Genomic DNA, 17380 nt, shown 5'->3' on the forward strand with positions numbered 1-17380 from the left:
GGAGAAAATCCACTCCGCTCATACAAAAAGTGGTTTACTGGCTTTGAATAAGAGTATTAAAGGGAGAGTGTGACGAGTTTTCACTGTTTAGTTTATGGCTACTGCGGAGTAACCATTATGTGTAGTAGTGAAATTTATCATTATTGTTAAACCACCAAATTCACCATTTTTAAACTGTGTTTTACCATTAAGAACTGAAACACGTTCAACAATTCCTAACACTCCAAACCCTCCTTTTGAATTAGAATTTGGCTGTGCAGATAAGCCAATACCATTGTCATTAATGATTACTTCAAGCTTATTTTGTAGATAAGTTATATCGATTGAAAACTCTGTGGCCAGAGAATGCTTAACAGCATTGGTTGATGCCTCTTGGCATATACGGAATATAGCTATTTTAAAATCATCATTTAAGTTATCTATCGGTCCACTTATTTTGCATTGATAAGCTATTCCAGCTTCATTTAGGTGCTCAGAGAATAACTCGCTTTTTAATGCTGCTTCTAAACCCAATTCGTCTAATAGACGAGGTCTCAGCCAGTGCATTAACCTATATACCGAGTCATACATATGGCTTGAAACGTTTTGGAGTCGTGTAATTGTCGATGCTAGCTCGTTATGGTTGGCTGTTTTCTTTTCTAATATTGCAATATTTGTTTTTAAAGCTGTTAGGTTTTGACCTATATCATCATGTAATTCTTGTGAAAGCTGGCTTCGCTCAGATTCTTGAACATTGACAACTTTAGAGGCTAAGTTTTGAGTTAGCGTGCTAAGTTCAATTAATTCTTTATTTTGCTCTAATAATGCGGATTTAGACTTATTTAATTCAGTAACAAATGCACTGAGCAAAAGAGCCAGAACGCTGTAACTTATTATGTAAAGTTGCGTAGTCAGGAGTAACTCGGTTTCATTCACACCATAGACGTTAATGAGTAAGGATATAACAGTTACACTTGCATAGCTCAGAGCCCCTAAGGCCCCGTATCGATAGCTAAACCATATCAATGGAAATATAGCGAGCATTCGCAAGAGATAAAGTGATTTAGGTTCAAACAAATAAACCCCAATAAAAACAGTGAGGCAAAAACACAGCTGCACTAAGAGAGTACTAACCTCTTTAGTTATGAGTTTATTTAATTGCTGGTAAATTGTTTTAGCATGAAACGCGAAAAGCAACATGATAAGTGTCGTTATGATACCGCCAAGCTGATGAGCTAACATCATTTCAAAACGATCTTCATCAGCAATAAGCCGGTACTTGTTTTGGCTATCACTCGGTAAGATAATGAGCATTGATCGTATAAAGCGATATGAAATTGCAATAAATAATACTGTAACAGCACTTTTAACAGTTTGAATATCTAATCGAACTTTGAAAAGCTTTGCCAGCAGAAGAGGAGTAAGAATCAAAAACTCTCGGCATGCAAAGCTAACAAGCCTATAGAGGGCATCATCAAGAGGAACATCATAAAAATACCAAACATAACTGATTTGTCCTAATGTAAAACCGACTGCTAATGCTGGCCAATAACGCAAAGGAAAAAACAGATAACAAACTACTCTAAAGCCAACCGGAAAGTACCAGCTAACAAAGTCCTCATACACAACATAGTTAAAGGAAAATAAATAAAGACTATTTTCGATAATGGGTGCAATTAAAACGATTAAGCACGATAACAGTACAAACTTTACAATTTCAGTGCGCTTGATGCTTTTAAAGTGAGAAGCAAGAGTACCAAAAGAACTTTTGTTGAAGACTCTATCCATGAGTAAGCATAACCTTTTTATAATATGTAAACTTGCGTCGTATCAAACTGTTGTTTGGCGCTAGGGTTGCACAAAGTATAACGTTGTGTAACTTGGATTTCAGCTTTATTACCAATAAGTTGTAATAAATGCCCTTTAGCAATATCAGACATATTACGCTTATGCTTCACAATCACTTCACGGCCTAGAGCCCCTTGCAAGCGTGGTTTAGGGAAAGCTGTTTTGGTTACTGGCTTGATATGCTCGCACTGAGTAAAATAATCTAAACATCGCTGTTTGGCTTTATTGATGGTTTCATCGTTACTTTTAATTATGTCTACATTTTTGATGAAATGAACAAAAGCGGCATTACGTGAAGTAAAGTTAGCTGCAACATCCGTTAAGGCTTTCGCTTCTGGCCATTTTCGCATTACTACGTATTTATTTTTACCTGTTTTGACTAGGTTAGTAGACCCTTTTGTCATTTTACTTGTCCACTCAATACGATAATTTGACTCACCTATGTAATGTAGTAATACGGTGATGTTTTGAAAGTGGCTTGTTTCCCCTGCGAATTTATTCATGGCTATTTCCTTATCATTTAGGGTTAGTTTACTAGGAGGGCATCAAAAAAATTATTTCCACTTTTCTTAGGCTTATAAGAATTTTTCTTACCTGAGTGCGTTTTTACCGCGTTATAATGGGGATTAATCAATACATGGAGTTGTTATGAAATTTGCGCTTATTGACGATCATCAAATGGTAAGAGAAGGTTTTAAGGCTCTTATCGAAGAAGAAGACCCTGATTGGCAAGTTTCTTTTGAAGCTAGTAGCTACAGTGAGTGTCTACACAAAATAGATGATATTGATATCGATTGCTTCGTTATCGACATTTCTCTGCCAGATAGAAATGGGTTAGAAGTCGCTCAACTAATTGGCAAGAAGTTACCAAGTGCTAGGCGTATCATTTTGAGTATGTATGAGGAAAAGTCTTACATTCAAAGAGCGTTAGACTTAGGTGTTGATGCTTATCTATCGAAACGAGATGCAGCTGAAGAGCTAATAACTGCAATACATTCTATCGTTAAAAACCAACTATTTTTAAGCCCATCAATTAACACGCATTTCTTGAAACCTCAAAAAACTGACAATGTATTAAACAAGCTTACGCGAAGAGAGTTAGAAGTTTTTAAGCTACTTGCGCAGGGCTTTAATGCGAAACAAATTTCACAAGTGATTGATATAATGCCTAAAACGGCTCATGTTCATCGTGCTAGCATTATGAGCAAACTGAACTTAACTTCGCAAATTCAAATTACTAAACTAGCTCTTGAAAAAGGGGTAATTCTTATTGATGACATAGGGTAAATCCATCCCCGTTTTGTATGCTGTTTATCAATTGCTTAAGTTATCAAAAACGGAAATTTCTAGTTTGAACGCTATATTTTCTGAATCGTTGTGATTATTGATCTCGGACAAGGTTGCTGCGTTGACTCTGTTTGTTACAGTGATACAGTGAAATTGAACTTAAATTCTAGCCAAAGGAGTTGCCCATGCTAGGCGAAAAACACTCGTTATTGAACGAATTCCCGGAGTTTAATGAATTAATCCATAATCTTGCTAAAAATGATGCTCACTTCAAGAAAACCATGCAGCGTTATGATGAGATGGATAAAGAAATTCGTGAGCTTGAATTGCAAAATTCGCCAATTGAAGATGCGGATATGCATGAAAAGAAACACCAACGCGCCGCGCTAAAAGATGAACTTTATGACTTTTTAAAAGCCAACACTTAACAATTTAAAAAGCTAATGCCCCTACCAATTGCATACTCATAGTAGGGGCTTTTTATTTTCTGTTTTTACTACTCAATCGTAGTTAATCGCAATATCCCTTTACTCAATCAAGGTTATGGTAGTCTTAGCGCGATTTTTTCAGGCAACAATAGAATAGTGCTTTGCACTGACTAGGATTAACATGATTAAAAAAAATATTATTACTACTTCATTAGCACTAATGGGTGTTGTCGCTGTAGGTAGCGCATACGCTGATGAAGGGCAGTGGCAACCGCATCAATTAAAACAATTACAAAGCGAGTTTGACCGCGTTGGTATCGAATTACCGGCTTCACAAGTGGCAGATCTCAACCAATACCCACTCAATGCAGTGGTTGGTTTAGGTTATTGCTCTGCGTCATTTGTGTCACCAAAAGGCTTGGCGGTAACTAATCATCACTGTGCTTATGGCGCGATTCAAAATAACAGCACACCAGAAAACAACTTAATTGAAAAAGGCTTTTTAGCAGCTGACTTATCAAAAGAGCTACCTGCAGGCCCACAAGAGCGTTTGTATGTAACAGAACAAGTGGATGATGTCACTGAGCGCGTACTGGGTAACTTACCCGCAGAACTACACGGCAAAGCGCGTTATGAGGCGATTCAAGCGAACCGCAAGGCGTTGATCAGCGAGTGTGAATCAGATCCTAACTACCGTTGTACGGTTCGAGATTTTCACCATGGCTTAGAGTACTTCATGATCAAGCAACTAATGATCAAAGATGTGCGCTTAGTTTATGCCCCAGCAGAAGCATTGGGTAATTTTGGTGGTGACATCGATAACTTTGAATACCCACGTCATACAGCTGATTTTACGTTTGTACGTGGCTATGTCGGTAAAGATGGTAAACCTGCAGATTACAGCGAAGATAACGTACCTTATGAGCCAAAGTCGTTCTTAAAAGTGAATGCGAGCGGCGTAAGCTTAGGGGATGGTGTGTTGGTGGCAGGTTATCCGGGTCGTACAAGCCGCTATAAACTAGCAGACGAAGTAAATTATTCAGCGAGTTGGTATTACCCGACACTGCTTAATACTTACAACATGACCCTTGATGTGATTGCCAAGCAGAGTGAAGGCGATGAGCAAGCACAGGTAAAATATGCCTCTCGTGTAAAAAGCACCAACAACCGTTTAAAGAAACTCGAAGGTTTACAAGACGGTTTTAAAGTAACGGATATTCCGGGAATTAAAGCTGCGCAAGAGCAAGAATACCTAGCTTGGTTTGCACAAAGTGCTGAACGTAAAGCCTATGCAGATTCATATCACGCATTAAAGTCATTATTAGTTGAAGCACATGCTCAGCAACAAAGTCACTTTTACTTTGATTATGCAAAACGAGCAGACTTACTAAGCACTGCAATTCGTTTATACCGCTTAGCAAAAGAGAGCGAAAAACCTAATGCAGAGCGCGAAATGGGTTACCAAGAGCGCGATCTTCCTATGCTTAAAGCCCGTTTAGAGCGCTTGCAAAAGCAATTTACACCTGAGGTCGATAAAGCTTTATGGTTAAGCTACTTAGGTAACTATTTAGCACAAGACAAAGCTGCGCAAGTAGCGGCATTAAACAATGGCTTAGGTATCACAGACACTACAACACAAGCCGAACTTGATGCGATTGTAGCTTCTTTTTACGCTAAAACAGAACTTACAGATACAGCAACGCGTGTTAGCTGGATAGGTAAATCAGTAGCCGAATTTGAAGCATCAAATGACCCATTCATTAAATTAGCTGTTGCGCTATACGATACCAATATGGCACAAGAGGCTGACGAAAAAGAAATGGCCGGTCGTTTAGCTGAAATTCGTCCGCAATATATGCAAGCAGTCATCGCCTTTAATAATGCTAAAGGTAAGCCAGTTTACCCAGATGCAAATGGCACTTTACGCGTAAGCTATGCACAAGTTGATGGTTACCCAGCAGCAGATGCTGTGTATAAAACACCTTTTACATCACTACGTGGTTTAGTAGCTAAACACACAGGTGAAAAACCATTTGTTGTTACAGATAAAGTACTTGAAGCATATAAAAAGCAAGCGTTTGGTGCGTACTACCGCGGTGACTTAGGTTTACCAGGTGTCAGCTGTAGTTTATTCAGCTTTGGTTGTGAGCCACAAGCGGCTAAACCACTTGAAGTAAACTCAGTTCCTGTAAACTTTTTAAGTAGCGCTGATACCACTGGAGGTAACTCAGGTTCGCCAGTAATGAATGGTAAAGGTGAATTAGTAGGCCTTAATTTTGACTCGACTTATGAATCAATCACCAAAGATTGGTACTTTAATGCGAAGATCACCCGTGCGATCCACGTTGATATTCGATACATGCTTTGGTTAATGGAAGAAGTTGATAACGCAGGTTACCTACTTGATGAAATGACCCTAGTTAAATAGCCCCGCTATTTTGAAAATAACCGCAGCAATCGCTGCGGTTTTTTTATGTCTTTAATTTATGCCAATCTAACGTTTTTAATTTGTTTATTTTCAATACTTTTGTAATGTACAAAATAGATACTTTTATTTGGGAAACATAATGAGCGCCAAACAAATAATAAAAGCCATTTCAGTGAGTGTTGTGGCAATAACGGCAAGCTTTAATGCCAGTGCAACGAATACTGAAGCAATGTGGCCGGGCACAGCTTACGAAAAGCAAATACCGACATTTAAACAAGTACTAGGGTACGACGTAGGTGAGCGCATCACTAATTACAGCGATATGCGCCGTTATCTTAGCGCCCTTGAACAGGCTGCGCCTGATCGTATTAAAGTGTTTAAGTACGCAAACAGCTGGGAAGGTCGTGAGCTGGTTTATGCGGTGGTTGGAACCGCTGAGCATATTCGTTCATTAGAAACCCTTGCGAATGACACACAAGCTTTGGCTGATCCGCGTATTACCTCTGAAAAAGAAGCGAAGTCGCTAATAAAAAATTTACCGACTTCAGTTTGGCTTCAATATGCAGTGCACGGTAATGAAATTAGCTCAACCGATGCTGCATTATTTACTGCGTATCACTTATTAGCAGCTCCGAATGATGCCGTTAACAGCAAAATTTTAGACAACACCGTGGTCTTTATCGACCCATTACAAAACCCAGATGGTCGTGAGCGCTTTGTTACACGTTACTATGCAAGCGTCGGTCTTGAGCACAGTGCTGATAGGTTAAGTGCAGAACATAATGAGCCGTGGCCAAGAGGCCGAACAAATCATTATTTGTTTGATATGAATCGTGATTGGTTAGCGCTTACTCAGCCTGAAAGTAAGGGAAGAGTGGCAGCAATCAATAAATATAAACCACAAGTGGTGGTGGATATTCATGAAATGGGCGGCGATCAATCTTACTACTTTGCACCAGCTGCTCAACCATTTAACCCGCATATGACGAAAACTCAAATCGCCAACATGGATGCAATTGGTCAAAATCATGCGAAGTATTTTGATGAGTTTGGCTTTGATTATTTTACCCGAGAAATTTTTGACGCCTTTTATCCTGGCTACGGCGATAGCTGGCCAGTTTTTTATGGTGCGTCTGCATCAACCTACGAAGTCGGCTCAGCCAGAGGTCATGTATTTGAGAAAAACACTGGTGAGCTGCTCACTTATTTTAATACTGTAAAACGTCAATTTGTGGCCTCAATCTCGACCGCCGAAGGTGCAGCCAATCAACGCGAAAAATTACTGGGTGACTTTTATCAATATCAAGTTGATGCAATTGATTCCGGTAAAGATAGCAAAGAGCGTGTTTATATTTTACCTAAACAAAGTAACCGTGAAGGAGCTCATAGGTTAGCAACCTTAATGGCTGAACATGGTGTTGAAGTTAAACAAGCAACCGAAGATTTCAAAGCCTGTGGCGTTAAGTATAAAGCGGGTAGCTACTTTATTGATACCGCCCAGCCACGTGGGGTATTTGTACGCACCACATTTACAGACCAAGTAGATATGGCTGAGGCATTTGTAAAAGAACAAGAAAGACGCCGTGCTCGTAACCTAGGTGATGAAATTTACGATGTCACAGGTTGGTCACTGCCGATGATGTTTAATGTTGATAGCGATAGCTGTAATCGAGCTGTTAGCGCAGACAGTAAAGCAGTTAAGGCCGATGACACATTGCTTGGCAAAGTGAATAACCCAGATGCCTCAGTGGCTTATATTGTTGCCTGGGGCGATACGGCCGCAGCACGCTTTTTAACAGCGGCACTACAAGCTGGCATTAAACTGAAAAGTGCTGACCAAGCATTTGTATTAGGTGATAAAACTAACTACCCAGCGGGCAGCTTAGTAATCGAAAAGCGCCTAAACGATAAAGACCTACTAACTAAAATTAGCCAAATTGCTGAGCAAACTGGTGCAATTGTTGATGGTGTGGATTCAAGCTGGGTGATTGAAGGCCCAAGCTTTGGTAGTAACAAAACAGTGCCTATGGTGGCACCAAAAGTGGCGATTGCATGGGATGCCGCTACTCGTGAGCTAAGCGCCGGTAACACTCGTTTTGTTATCGAAAGACAGCTTGGCTACCCAGTAACCGCGATTCGTACGCCAATGCTTGCATGGGCTGATTTAAGTGATTACCAGGTGCTTATTTTACCAGAAGGTAATTACGAGCAAGCATTAGGTAAATCTGGCGCAGCTAATTTAAAAAGCTGGGTTGAAGCGGGCGGCGTGTTGATTGCCCTAGGTAATGCAAACCGTTTTACCACCAATGTTGATTACGGCTTATTAGATGTGAAGCGAGAGCAAGCTTACCGAGAAGATAAAGCCGATAGCAGCGATAATAAAAGCAGCAAAGTGGCAGGACAGTTATTCACTTCTCGTGATGATTTAAAAGCGGCAAGCATCGAGCCACACACATCGCCAGACTATGTAGCCGGTGTACTTGCTAATGTTGAAGTAGATCAAGAGCATTGGTTAACGGCTGGGGTTGATAAAGACCTCGTTGCGGTGGCTTATGGTAATGATATTTACACGCCAATAAAACTTAACTCAGGTAAAAACTTAGCGTGGTTTACAGGTAAAGACGATGTGCTGGCAAGTGGTTACCTTTGGCAGCAAAATAAAGCGCAGCTTGCATATAAACCATTGCTTGTGCATCAACCTCAAGGCAAAGGCATGGTGATTGGCTTTACACAATCACCAACCTATCGTGCCTACCTTGAAGGCATGAATGTACTTTTAACTAACACGATTTTCCGTGCTGCAGCACATGCTCAGTAAGGTCATAGTCTAATCAAAAAGCCCGCCGATGTTGCGGGCTTTTTTGTAGGTAAAATTTTGCTAAAACAACTATAAAGGTAATGATAAAGAAAATAAAAAAGCCCGCAGGGCAAAGGGCGGGCTTTTTAGTATTCCAAGGAGAGAAAGTGTTAAGACACAATCCCCAGCGGCTTGCCTGTTTGCCAAGCGCCACGGGTAAAGTCTGGAATTGTTTTGCTGTTACTTCTATCAGCAACCGATGCCATACTTTGCGGAAAGATTGATGACCATGCTGCAGCATCGTATACATCTTGATCAAGTGGCTCATTATTGCGCAAGCAGTAGATCATGCGCCAAAGCATAATGAAGTCCATACCGCCGTGACCACCGTTACGAACCGCTTCTTCACCCATGCGTTTCCAAAGTGGATGATCAAACTCGGCACGCCATTTTTCCATATCTTGATCCCAGCTATGGAAATTTTGCATATGTGGCTTACGACCTTGCGAGCCGGCTTTTTCCCACGCAGCGAGCTCTGCTTCATATTGCTGTTGATAAATTTTCGCGATAGCTGGTGGCACATCTTCAAGGGCAATACGATTAGGGAAACCTGCAAATGTACCATTAGTACCTTGAATTAGGTTATGGCGGCTATACGGACGAGGGCTAGTGGTATCGTGCTGAACCATAATGCTACGACCTTTCACTGTTTTAATAATGCTGGTGTTCATGTCGCCAGCAGTAAATTTAAGTGAACGACGTTCGTGGCCTGCAGGGAATTCACGTTCTGCGTACGCTGCGCGGCCAAGAGCAGGAGAGCTGACTGATGTAACAAAGTCAAAGCGGTCACCACGGTTGATGTTCATATACTGGGAAACCGGGCCTAAACCATGAGTTGGGTATAAGTTACCGTTTACTTTCGTATGCCAGTAAGTGCGCCAAGAGCCGGTGCTACGGTCGATTTCTTTCATCTGCCAACGCAGGTCATGAATATAAGCGGCTTCACCATGTAGTAACTCGCCAAATACGCCTTTTCGAACCATGTTTAATACCATTAATTCGTCGCGACCGTAGTTAACGTTTTCCATCATCATACAGTTCTTTTGTGTGCGTTCAGCAGTGTTCACTAGTTGCCAGCATTCTTCCATTGTGGTGGCTGCTGGTACTTCAACAAAGGCATGTTTACCACTTTCCATGGTCTCAACACTCATTGGTGTGTGCCATTTCCAAGGTGTTGAAATGATCACAATGTCTATGTCATCGCGAGCAAGCATGTCTAAATAGGCTTTATCAGAACCCGTATAAGCAGTTGGTTTAGGTAAGCCTTTTTCAACAACATAGTTAACAGACTTATCAAGCATTAGCTGATCTGTATCGCAAATAGCTTTAATTTCAACACCTTCAATATGGCAAAGGTGTTTTACATGGCCGCTACCACGTTGACCAACTCCGATAAAACCAACACGTACCACATCCATTGCTGGCACAGCTAAGCCCATTACGCTTTTACCTTGTGCAGCAAGTGGGGTGCTTTGATTATCACCTTGTTGGCTTTTCGCACAGCCAGTCACGACTGTCGCGGCGGTAATGGCTGCGGCAGATTTTAAAAAACTACGTCTATCTATTGTCATAACGATACCTAAATCACTGAGATTATTTTAATAGTGGGTTTCAGTTATTTCTGTTATATCGCAACTCAAAGTTAATTACAATCAAATGCTTTCAAAATCTTTCGTAATTGCAGGGTTTATCATTTAAAGTCTTATTAAACCCTATATTAAGTGTGCTATTAACTTATCCTTGATCTTTCATTGTCTTTCATTTTATTGCGAAGTGTTTCGCGCTGTGCTACTGTAATTTCAAATCACGTATCTAACCAATAGCGTAAGCTGCTTGGAGAAAACCATGAATGCATTAAAAACGATTATAAATAACAATCGAGTAGGGCAAGCGCAGGGAATTTACTCTGTGTGCTGTGCACACCCGCTCGTTATCGAAGCAGCGATGTTGCAAGCTCTCAATGATGACACTGAAGTTTTAATTGAAGCTACGGCGAATCAAGTTAATCAGTTTGGTGGTTACACAGGTATGAAGCCCCATGACTTTGTTGAATTTGTCCATGCAATAGCCGAAAAGGTAGGGTTAGGTACCCAGCGCATTATTTTAGGTGGGGATCATTTAGGCCCAGTGTGTTGGGTGAATGAGCCTGCAGAGGTTGCGATGGAAAAAGCTGTTGAACTAGTAAAAGCCTATGCAAGCGCTGGTTTTAAGAAAATTCATTTAGATGCCAGTATGCCATGTGATGACGATGGAGAACGTTTGGCTGATGCTGTGATTGCCGAGCGTGCAGCATTGATGTGTCAAGCTGCAGAGTCGGTCTCAGAAGATAACGATATTCTCTATGTAGTGGGTACTGAGGTTCCTCCTCCGGGTGGCGCTACAGAGGAGCATGATACGATTGAAGTGTCGCATGTTGAAGGTGTACAGCAAACAATAGAATTACATCAGGCTGCGTTTGCTAAATTTAATATTAGTGATGTGTGGTCGCGTGTTATTGCTGTTGTTGTGCAGCCAGGGGTTGAGTTTGATAATCATCAAGTATTTAACTATCAACGTAATGAGGCGCAAAAACTGAAAGAATTTATAACCCATGTCGACAACCTAGTTTATGAGGCTCACTCAACGGATTATCAGCCTGATCACTGCTACCATGAGCTAGTGCAAGATCACTTTGCAATATTGAAGGTAGGCCCACAGCTTACTTATGCACTTCGTGAAGGCCTATTTGCTTTATCTTATATTGAAGACCAGTTAGTTGATCCTGCCAAGCGTTCTAATTTACGTGATGTATGTGAGCGGATCATGCTTGAAAAACCGCATTACTGGAATAAATTTTACCCAACACAAGGCGCTCAAGCGAAGTTATTTAGAGCTTACAGTTATAGCGACCGTATTCGTTACTACTGGCCTGAAGATGAAATAAAGCAAACGGTAGAAACCTTGTTTGATAATTTAGAAGAGCAAATCATTCCACAAACCTTGCTTAGTCAGTTTATGCCAATGCAATACAAAGCATTAATCAATGGCCAAATTAACTCATCACCGCGTGAGTTAGTACTTAATAAAATAATGGAAGTAACGAATACCTATTCGCTTGCTTGTAATCAATAGGTGGTGTTGAGAGAATTTATTATGACGCAGTATTTATTATTAAATGAAACAGAACTTAAGCAAAAGAACGCTTATTGGACAGCAAGAGAAATCTCTCAGCAGCCAGAATCATGGTGTAATACCGCCGCTATTATCGAAACACATCGAGCAGAAATAAACGCATTTTTAGCCCCGCTTCTGCCATTAAAGGAATTACAAATAGTATTAACTGGCGCTGGCACATCAGCTTATGTTGGCGAAGTATTAGCACCACACTTAACTGCCAAAACAGATTTAAATGTGCGCGCAGTCAGCACTACAGATATTGTGTCTAACCCACATGGTTTTTTACAAAAGGGTACGCCAACCTTACTTATTTCTTATGCGCGTTCAGGTAATAGCCCTGAAAGTGTCGCTGCGGTCGATATCGCTGAGCAAGTCGTTGAAAAATGCTATCACTTAGTCATTACTTGTAATGAAAGCGGTGAGTTAGCTAAAAGAGCTGCGATTAAAAGCAATAGCTTTAGTGTACTTATGCCGAAAGAAACCCTTGATGAAAGCTTTGCAATGACCAGTAGTTTTACTTCGATGTTGCTTTCAACGTTATGTATTTTTACCCCTGATGTTAATCAGCTTACACAAGTGACAAGGCAAACAGAGCAGCTGCTCGAAACTCAACTCGATGAGATTAGGAACTTTGCGCAAACTGATATTGAGCGCTTGGTGTTTTTAGGGGCTGGTTCCTTAATTGGTTACGCAAAAGAAGCGGCCTTAAAGTGTTTAGAATTAACGAATGGTGACTTAATTAGTTATTTTGAAACGCCACTCGGTTTTCGCCATGGCCCTAAAACTATTATTAACGATAAAACAGCAGTGTTGTTGATGGCCTCGAGTGATTTTTATAGTAGTTTGTATGATGCTGATTTATATAATGAACTATTAAATGACCAACAATGTTCTGCGGTCAAAAAGCTGGCTTTAAATAGTGAACTGGTCGAGCTAGATGATGTTTGGCAAGGGCTGTATTATATTGTCTATTGTCAGATTTTTGCATTTTATAAATCAATGTCACTCGGTTTAACACCTGATAATCCTTGCCCTACGGGCGAAGTTAACCGTGTTGTAAAAGGGGTAACTATTTACCCATTAACTTCTCGCTAAGTAGTATTGGGTAAAGCATGGCTGTTTACGGACTTGATATTGGCGGTACAAAAATCGAAACCGCCATTTTTAATGATAATTTAGAGCAACAGCAAAGTTGGCGTATTACCACGCCAACCGATGACTATCAGCAATTTTTGCAAGCAATTTATCAGCAAGTGCTCAAAGCCGATAAGCTGACAGGTTGCCAAGGTGCTGTGGGCATAGGGATGCCTGGTATTGTTAATGATGCAGGTAAAGTGTTGTCGGCTAATGTGCCATGTGCCACAGGTAAAGTGATTGCCACAGATCTTCAAGCAATATTAAAACGCCCTGTTGCGATATTAAATGACACCCGTTGTTTTGCTTTATCAGAAGCAAATGGCGGAGCCGGTGAAGGTTATAGTCGGGTATTCGGTGCAATTGTTGGCACTGGTGCGGCAGGTGGTATGTGCATTGATGGTACTTTGTTTAACCAAGGCTTAGGTATGTCGGGGGAGTATGGTCATTTACCGCTGTCTGCGTATCTGCAACAAAAATATCAATTGCCAGTTTTGAAGTGTGGCTGTGGTTTAAATGGCTGTGTCGAAAGTTATATTGCAGGGCCAGGTGTACAAACCTTGTATCAGCATATTACTCAATCCCCTAAATCAGCGATTGAATGGGCGAACGATATCAAGCGCTCTGATGAGCAAGCTTTAAAGGTGCTCGCTTGTTACTTAGACATTCTTGGTGAAACCTTTGCTGCCATTAGTAAAAGTTTGCACCCAGAAGTTATCGTGCTTGGGGGTGGGTTGTCGCTCATTGATGCAATAGTAGAAAAACTACCTGACGCTATTCAAACTCATTTATTTTCAGGTTTTGCCGTGCCCGAAGTGAAGCGTGCAAAATTTGGTGATTCTAGCGGCGTGCGGGGCGCTGCAATAATAGGAAGTGTTCATGCTAATTCCAAAGCATCTTAATCGCTATTACTTAAAAGCCGCAAAAGTTGTTACTGATGATGCCGTTTTACTCGATCATGCCGTATTGGTCGAGCAAGGCAAAATTAGTGCTATTACCACGCAAATAGAGCCCGAGATCGAGGTAATAGAGTTAGGCGAACATAGCTTATTTCCGGGCTTTATCGATTTGCATATTCATGGCCGTGAAGGCTGCGATATTATGGACGGTACCCCTGAATCGCTTGAGACTATTTCTCGTTCTTTAGCAAAGCACGGCGTTACGGGTTTTGTTGGCACAACGGTGACCGCAGACTGGGACGTATCAATTCAAGCTTATAAAAATATGGCGACTGCTTATAAAAAAGGCTTGGCTGGTGCACAGTTACTGGGAGCTTATAACGAAGGTCTATTCTTTGCAGAAGCGCATAAAGGGGCGCATAACGAGTCATTTTTTTTAGAGCTCACTAAACAGCGATTTGATGAAATTTATGCAGCATGTGAAGGTTGTTTAAGCTCATTTGCGTTAGCGCCAGAACTACTTAAATCACCCGACATGATCCGCTATATCACTGATAAAGGTGTGCGTGTCATGCTGGGTCATACAGATGCTAATTTTGAGCAAGCATCACAAGCACTTGCTCATGGTGCTTGTGGTGGTGTGCATATTTTTAATGGTATGCGCGGTATTCATCATCGTGACCCCGGTTGTACCGGCGCACTATTAATGGACAACGATGCCATGGTTGAGCTTATTCCTGATGGTATTCATTTGCACCCGAGCATAATGAACATGGTATATCGTTTAAAAGGAGCAGATAAAATTGCTCTAATTACAGACTGTGTGAGCGCTGGAGGTTTACAAGATGGTCGCTACCGTTTAGGTGAGCTTCCTATTGTGGTTGAGCAAGGTGTTGCGCGAACTGAAAGCGGCTCTTTAGCTGGCAGCACATTAACCATGGAAGTGGGCGTTGAACGATTCTATAGCCTAACCGACGCGAGCCTAGTTGAAGCAACTAAAATGGCGAGTTTAGTACCCGCTGAGTTTTTAAATAAAGCGGAGCAAATAGGGAGTATTGCGGTAGGTAAACAAGCTAATTTTGCGCTGCTCGATAAAGACTTTTCTGTTCAAGCAACGATATGTGCGGGCAAGCAAATCTTTTAAAAGTTAAGTGAGAATGCAGGCAAAAGTATTCGATGCCATTGTTATTGGCAGTGGCATTACTGGCGGCTGGGCTGCTAAAGAACTGACCGAAAAAGGGCTCAATGTACTGCTACTGGAACGTGGTAGGCAGGTTGTGCACGGTACTGACTATATCACTGCCTTTAAAGATGATTGGCAACTGCCATTTCGCGACAGGCCCAGCTTACTAGAAAAACAGAATCAAGCTAAACAAGCACGCACTGGCTATGCCACCAAGCAGTCAATAAAGCACTGGTTTGTAAATGACTTACAGCACCCTTATCAAGAATCACAGCGTTTTGATTGGATCAGAGGTTACCACCTTGGCGGGCGTTCATTAACTTGGGGACGGCAATGCTTACGCCTCAGTGATATAGATTTTGCAGCCAACAAACAAGATGGTCACGGTGTTGATTGGCCTGTGCGTTATCAAGATATTGCGCCTTGGTACGATAAAGTCGAAGCCTACATTGGGGTTATTGGCGAAGCGCTGAACTTACCTCAGCTACCTGACGGACCTTACTTGCCTCCCTTCGCACTTAATGCAGTAGAACAGCAACTTAAACAAAGTTTATTAACCCACTACACTAATCGGCACCTAACAATCGGGCGAGTGGCGCATTTAACCAAGGCAAAACCTGAACAAGGTCGTGCCGTATGCAGCAAGCGCAACCGCTGTATGCGTGGTTGCCCAACCGGTAGTTACTTTAGTAGTTTAGCCTCGACCTTACCTGCAGCGATGCGTACTGGGCGACTCACTATTCAGACTCACTCCATTGCCAAAGAGATTATTTACAATCCAGAAACTAGGCAAGCCACGGGTGTGACAGTGATAGATGCTGAATCTAAAAAAGAGCGTATCGAGCGAGCGAACATCATTTTTTGCTGTGCATCAACGGTAGCCACAACAGCCTTGTTATTAAATTCAACCTCTGCACGTTTTCCTAATGGCTTAGGGAACGATAGTGGAGAGCTTGGTCATAACCTTATGGATCACCATTTTAGGGTTGGCGCAACTGGTGAACCAAAAGGTTTTGCTGATGACTTTAATGATGGCGACAGACCCGTTGGTTTTCATATCCCGCGTTTTCGAAACCTTGATGATAAAGAGCAACATAGCTTTATTCGTGGCTATGGCTATCAAGGATACGCAACACGTAAAGATTGGCGACGCGGTTTTAAAGAGCTTAGCTTTGGTAAAGCTTTTCGAGAAGAGCTTGCCAAACCAGGGCCTTGGCAAGTTGCATTGATAGGTTTTGGTGAATGCCTGCCTTTTCATCACAATAAAATGAGCTTAGATCCGGTATTAAAAGATCAATGGGGATTACCTTTAGTTAATTTCGATTGCCAGTTTGGTGAAAACGAACAGCGAATGCGCGAGGATATGAAAGCGCAAGCTGTCGAGATGCTAACCAAAGCAGGTTACCAAAATGTGCAAGCTTACGATAAAGGCTCAGCACCGGGGCAAGCTATTCACGAGATGGGAACCGCGCGAATGGGGCATGATGCTAAAAGCTCAGTGCTTAACCGTTATAACCAAATTCATAGTGTGCGTAACGTCTATGTCACTGATGGCTCGTTTATGTGCTCGTCGGCTTATCAGAATCCTTCGTTAACCTATATGGCATTTACTGCAAGAGCCGCTGATCATGCTGTACGGCATTATCAAAATGGAGTGTTTAATGGCTGATCTACAAAGGCGAAATGCGATTAAATGTTTAGCAGCATTATTAGGTGTCGCTATTACGCCAGTGGCTGCGACTCAATTATTTGATAAAACGGATGATAGCCATTTTGAGGTACTTAAAGCTGCGGCGCATCGGGATGTGGTCACGCAAATGCAGGCGGTTATTTTAGAGCTAAAGCCAAATGAGCAGCTGTACTTTGATTTAGTCGCATTTACAGATTTAATGCTAGCAAATACGCTAAATGCGGCTGAACGCACTTCATGTTTAAAAGGCGCAGAGCTGATTGCTGCAGGTGATCTTTCATTGCCGCAATTAGCATGTAAGCTCAAAGGTTTATTTTCTATATCGTTGCAACAGCAACAGCAAATAATGGCGCAGCAAGCCCTATCTATTTCAGAAGTAAGCCCTGACAAGCGTGACGAGTATTTAATTTATAAGTGTATTTTTACCGTGCGTGAATTTTTGTTATTGGGATATTTCACATCAGAAAAATTGCAGGCTAGTTAAATATCTA

General features: G+C 41.5%; 13 protein-coding genes. 10 read left to right on the forward strand and 3 right to left on the reverse strand.

Annotated elements, in window-relative coordinates:
* Nucleotides 1-87: 87 nt before the first annotated feature.
* Nucleotides 88-1767, reverse strand: a complete 1680-nt coding sequence (locus EVU92_RS06515; protein WP_130050518.1) for an MASE1 domain-containing protein — start codon at nt 1765-1767, stop codon at nt 88-90.
* A gap of 17 nt (nt 1768-1784) precedes the next feature.
* Nucleotides 1785-2330 carry a hypothetical protein gene (locus EVU92_RS06520; RefSeq protein WP_130050519.1) on the reverse strand — a complete coding sequence of 182 codons (546 nt, stop codon included), beginning with the start codon at nt 2328-2330 and terminating at the stop codon, nt 1785-1787.
* Nucleotides 2331-2475: 145 nt separating this feature from the next.
* Here EVU92_RS06520 and EVU92_RS06525 point away from each other — a divergent pair, with 145 nt between their 5' ends.
* The 4 genes from EVU92_RS06525 (at nt 2476) to EVU92_RS06540 (ending at nt 8788) form a co-directional block, all read left to right on the forward strand.
* Nucleotides 2476-3114 (forward strand): response regulator transcription factor, encoded by a 639-nt coding sequence (locus EVU92_RS06525; protein ID WP_130050520.1) that lies wholly within the window; start codon nt 2476-2478, stop codon nt 3112-3114.
* A 185-nt stretch (nt 3115-3299) separates the two neighbouring features.
* On the forward strand, nt 3300-3542 hold the full coding sequence (locus EVU92_RS06530; protein ID WP_130050521.1) for a DUF465 domain-containing protein: 243 nt from the start codon (nt 3300-3302) through the stop codon (nt 3540-3542).
* A 181-nt stretch (nt 3543-3723) separates the two neighbouring features.
* Nucleotides 3724-5970 carry a S46 family peptidase gene (locus EVU92_RS06535; protein ID WP_130050522.1) on the forward strand — a complete coding sequence of 749 codons (2247 nt, stop codon included), beginning with the start codon at nt 3724-3726 and terminating at the stop codon, nt 5968-5970.
* Between the two features lie 139 nt (nt 5971-6109).
* Nucleotides 6110-8788, forward strand: a complete 2679-nt coding sequence (locus EVU92_RS06540; RefSeq protein ID WP_130050523.1) for a M14 family metallopeptidase — start codon at nt 6110-6112, stop codon at nt 8786-8788.
* A 149-nt stretch (nt 8789-8937) separates the two neighbouring features.
* Here EVU92_RS06540 and EVU92_RS06545 read toward each other — a convergent pair whose 3' ends face one another.
* Nucleotides 8938-10398: a Gfo/Idh/MocA family oxidoreductase gene (locus EVU92_RS06545; protein ID WP_055199196.1), complete on the reverse strand. Its 1461-nt coding sequence runs from the start codon at nt 10396-10398 to the stop codon at nt 8938-8940.
* 274 nt (nt 10399-10672) lie between these two features.
* On the opposite strand from EVU92_RS06545, the gene EVU92_RS06550 reads away from it, so the two are divergent.
* The 6 genes from EVU92_RS06550 to EVU92_RS06575 are packed head-to-tail and all read left to right on the forward strand — an operon-like array spanning nt 10673 to nt 17373.
* Entirely contained in the window at nt 10673-11938 is a 1266-nt protein-coding gene (locus EVU92_RS06550; protein WP_130050524.1) for a D-tagatose-bisphosphate aldolase, class II, non-catalytic subunit, read from the forward strand.
* 21 nt (nt 11939-11959) lie between these two features.
* Nucleotides 11960-13078, forward strand: coding sequence for an SIS domain-containing protein (locus EVU92_RS06555; protein WP_130050525.1), 1119 nt, complete (start codon nt 11960-11962; stop codon nt 13076-13078).
* Between the two features lie 17 nt (nt 13079-13095).
* Nucleotides 13096-14019: an ROK family protein gene (locus EVU92_RS06560; protein ID WP_130050526.1), complete on the forward strand. Its 924-nt coding sequence runs from the start codon at nt 13096-13098 to the stop codon at nt 14017-14019.
* Entirely contained in the window at nt 13997-15160 is a 1164-nt protein-coding gene (nagA, locus tag EVU92_RS06565; protein WP_130050527.1) for an N-acetylglucosamine-6-phosphate deacetylase, read from the forward strand. Before EVU92_RS06560 ends, nagA begins: the two co-directional genes overlap by 23 nt.
* Nucleotides 15161-15173: 13 nt before the next feature.
* Nucleotides 15174-16868 carry a GMC family oxidoreductase gene (locus EVU92_RS06570; RefSeq protein ID WP_130050528.1) on the forward strand — a complete coding sequence of 565 codons (1695 nt, stop codon included), beginning with the start codon at nt 15174-15176 and terminating at the stop codon, nt 16866-16868.
* Nucleotides 16861-17373 (forward strand): hypothetical protein, encoded by a 513-nt coding sequence (locus EVU92_RS06575; protein ID WP_130050529.1) that lies wholly within the window; start codon nt 16861-16863, stop codon nt 17371-17373. Before EVU92_RS06570 ends, EVU92_RS06575 begins: the two co-directional genes overlap by 8 nt.
* Nucleotides 17374-17380 lie beyond the last annotated feature (7 nt).

Source organism: Pseudoalteromonas sp. MEBiC 03485 (assembly GCF_004195145.1).
Lineage (GTDB): Bacteria > Pseudomonadota > Gammaproteobacteria > Enterobacterales > Alteromonadaceae > Pseudoalteromonas > Pseudoalteromonas apostichopi.

Coding starts and splice junctions, on each gene's coding strand:
- EVU92_RS06555 (WP_130050525.1), top strand. CDS start 11,960: ATGACGCAGTATTTATTATTAAATGAAACAGAACTTAAGCAAAAGAAC.
- EVU92_RS06530 (WP_130050521.1), top strand. CDS start 3,300: ATGCTAGGCGAAAAACACTCGTTATTGAACGAATTCCCGGAGTTTAAT.
- EVU92_RS06535 (WP_130050522.1), top strand. CDS start 3,724: ATGATTAAAAAAAATATTATTACTACTTCATTAGCACTAATGGGTGTT.
- EVU92_RS06550 (WP_130050524.1), top strand. CDS start 10,673: ATGAATGCATTAAAAACGATTATAAATAACAATCGAGTAGGGCAAGCG.
- EVU92_RS06570 (WP_130050528.1), top strand. CDS start 15,174: ATGCAGGCAAAAGTATTCGATGCCATTGTTATTGGCAGTGGCATTACT.
- EVU92_RS06540 (WP_130050523.1), top strand. CDS start 6,110: ATGAGCGCCAAACAAATAATAAAAGCCATTTCAGTGAGTGTTGTGGCA.
- EVU92_RS06525 (WP_130050520.1), top strand. CDS start 2,476: ATGAAATTTGCGCTTATTGACGATCATCAAATGGTAAGAGAAGGTTTT.
- EVU92_RS06520 (WP_130050519.1), bottom strand. CDS start 2,330: ATGAATAAATTCGCAGGGGAAACAAGCCACTTTCAAAACATCACCGTA.
- EVU92_RS06515 (WP_130050518.1), bottom strand. CDS start 1,767: ATGGATAGAGTCTTCAACAAAAGTTCTTTTGGTACTCTTGCTTCTCAC.
- EVU92_RS06560 (WP_130050526.1), top strand. CDS start 13,096: ATGGCTGTTTACGGACTTGATATTGGCGGTACAAAAATCGAAACCGCC.
- nagA (WP_130050527.1), top strand. CDS start 13,997: ATGCTAATTCCAAAGCATCTTAATCGCTATTACTTAAAAGCCGCAAAA.
- EVU92_RS06575 (WP_130050529.1), top strand. CDS start 16,861: ATGGCTGATCTACAAAGGCGAAATGCGATTAAATGTTTAGCAGCATTA.
- EVU92_RS06545 (WP_055199196.1), bottom strand. CDS start 10,398: ATGACAATAGATAGACGTAGTTTTTTAAAATCTGCCGCAGCCATTACC.